Raw genomic sequence first — 2,834 nt, 5'->3', positions numbered from 1 at the left:
CGGCGGGCCGTTCGGCGTCACAGCCGAGCGAGGCGGCGGCGCAGGCGGCGAGCGTCGCGGCCAACTGCCCGGTGCTGACGGGCGTACTGGCGTCGAAACGGCCGAAGCTGCTCCTGCGCGTACGCAGTGCGGTACGGACACTCACGGACGGCAGTCCGGGCGCGGGCAGGGCCACGGTCACGCCGGTACCGGCGGGCGTGGCGGTGATCGCCGGAGCCAGCGCGCCCGGCGCGGGACGCTCGGTGGCGGCTTCCGTGGTCGCCGTGTGGATCCGCTGGAGCGTCTCGAAGCGCAGGACCGTACGCGAGCGCTCGGAGTCGGTGTGCCGGACGGCCGGCGGTGCGGACAGCGCGGGAGCCGTGGGCCTGGCGCCCGCCCAGCTCAGCGGGACGACGGCGAAGACGCCCTCCTCCTGGTTGTCCACGCCGAGCAAGTGGCTCAGCCTCTGCTCGTCGAACCACAGGAGTGGTTCGACCCTCAGACCACGTGCGCGGGCCCAGATGCGCCAGGTCTGGAGGATCGCGCCGAGGTCCATGCTGACGGCGTGGAAGGAGAAGCTGTTGTACTTGAAGGCGTTCTGCCAGTACTTGATGCCCAGGACCAGGAACTGGTCGTGGGCCGTGCCGACCGGGCCGGCCGCTCCCTCGCCGAGTGCCGCGCGTACCTCACCGGTGACATCTCCGGCGACCAGCCGCTGCATGGCGTGGTGCGGAGCCGAGTAGTAGTGGATGCCGGGCGCCTGCGGTCCGCTGGGGCCGGAGATCCAGTAAACACTGACCGGATAGAGACCGCCGCCGGAGGCGGTGCCGCGCGACCAGTTGGCCTGGGCGTAGTGCGGCAGGGCCGCCAGATCCGTATTGGTCTGGACACCGAGCCGGCGTCCGGTGAGCCCGTAGGAGTCCCGCAGCATCCCGGACAGCGTGTCCAGCGTGAACGGCCGGTCGGCGGCCGGGATGTCGCCTGTGGGCGGGTCCCCGGCCGGTATGTCGCCCGCGGGCAGACAGCCGGCCGCGACGGTCGCCTCGGCCGGGAAGTCCGTGTCCGGCAGCGGGAATGTCCCGACCCCGGGGTAGTACTTCGCCTTACGGGGCCGGTCCGCCCAGTCGGGGACGAAATCGGCGGGCTCCATCGGGATCCGGCCGCGCTGCATGATCGCTGCCGCGTACTCATGGGCGTAGCCCACGGGACGCTCCTTTCTGCTGGACGCTGAACGGTCGGTTCACGGGAAGGGATGAGGCGCCGGATTGAGGTCCCGGGGCGTCAGGTCGCGGTCGCGCAGTCCCGCCTCGCGCAGGGCGGTGCGCAGCCGGGGCATGGTGCGGGCGCGCTGCCGGGACCAGCCGAAGTCGATCGGCAGGAGTCCGGGGACGAGCACACTGACGGTGTGCAGTCCCAGCGCCCGCTGCTCGGGCATGGTCTGGTCCACGACAACCACGTCGAAGCCGGCCGCGGTCACCGCGTCGACGCAGCGGCGCAGATCCTCACGGAGGTCCGCGGAGGCCGAAGCACCGGACGGATCGGGCCAGCGCAGGTCGGCGACGGCGCGCGGGGCCTGCGGCGCGCCAGGGCGCTGCGCGCCGTGCCCGGCCAGGAGGAAGTCCGCGTACCGGCCCATCTCCGGTACGCCGTAGACCAGCGGATGGTCGTGCAGGGCCGTCACCCGGTCGAAGTCCTCGGCCATGGCGCGCAGCCGCGGCTCGTCGCGCTCGGTGCGGCCCTGGAGATTGACCGCGTCGGTGGCGATCTCGCAGAGCGCCGAGTCGAGCGCGGACTCGGGATCGAGCCCGGCGCCCGCGCCGAAGCACATCCGGCCGGGGCCGCCGTCGAAGCGTTCCGCGACGGCGGTGACCACCGGGACCGGGAAGCTGATCCGGGTGTCGAAGAACCGGGCCCGGTAGCCGTACATCGCCAGCCGGTCGACCATGTGCCTGGTCGACGCGCGGGTGCTGGTGGCCGGGTCGATCTCGGGCAGCGGCTGCTGTCCGTACCAGGTCAGGAGGAAGGCGTCGCGCTCGATGACCTCCATCAGACCGAAGTAGATCGCCTCTTCCAGACATCCGCCGGAGGCACAGCCGTTGGAGCTCTCCTGGACGAATCTGTTCTCCAGTCCGGGCGCGTGATAGTACGTCAGCACCTCGGGCACCAGTCGCGGCTTGTCGTCACGCAGGGAGTGGCCCCAGACCCAGGGGATCTCACGGTCGGACGCGAACGGCCGGACCCGTGGATTGTCACGGTAGAACTCCGGTGCGTACAGGCCGACTTCACGAGGATCGACGGCATCGGCGCCGAACTCGTCCAGCGTTCCCACGACACTGGTGATTTGGGAGCGCGCCCGCATTCCGGCGTACCGCTCCATGCCTTCGAGCACGCCGATCCGGTTGCTGTGGCCGAACGAGTCCGCGTGGCCGCCCCAGAACGTCTCGCGCAGATACTCGCCGGAGCGCATCGAGAAGCAGCCGATGGTCGCCGAGGTGGAGGTGGAGGAGACGTCATGGACCACGGAGGGACCGAGCGCGCCGCACACCGGATTGGCGAACGCGGCCACATCGATGGCGTACGACTCGATGGGACGCACCCGGAAGGTGCCCGCGCGGTGCTTGGGTGCGGGCCGCAGAGTGATCCGGGCGTCCTCGGCGGTGTCGGTACGAGGTGTGGCGCAGCGCGGGCACTCCGGATCCGGGACCAGCGGATAGTGCCGGACCGTGAGGGTCCGCAGGTCCACGAGCCGGATCTCGGGGAACGGCCCTTCGGACACCGGTGGCCGGTCCCGCAGGGCGGTGAGGAGCGCGGCGACGGCGTCCGCCGTGAACGGAGTGGCGTAGGGCCACTCGCCC

The 2,834-nt window shown here is 71.5% G+C and carries 2 protein-coding genes; both read right to left on the bottom strand.

The features are described from left to right. On the bottom strand, positions 1 to 1,183 hold a 1,183-nt coding region (locus GA0115259_RS34745), incomplete at its 3' end, for a SagB family peptide dehydrogenase (RefSeq protein ID WP_093604278.1). A gap of 36 nt (positions 1,184 to 1,219) precedes the next feature. After that, positions 1,220 to 2,834, bottom strand: a 1,615-nt coding sequence (locus GA0115259_RS34740; RefSeq protein ID WP_093604276.1) for a TOMM precursor leader peptide-binding protein, incomplete at its 5' end; no start/stop codon positions are given.

The sequence above is a fragment of the Streptomyces sp. MnatMP-M17 genome, assembly GCF_900091995.1.
Classification (GTDB): Bacteria; Actinomycetota; Actinomycetes; order Streptomycetales; family Streptomycetaceae; genus Streptomyces.
This window is presented reverse-complemented; position numbering and strand designations above follow the sequence as displayed.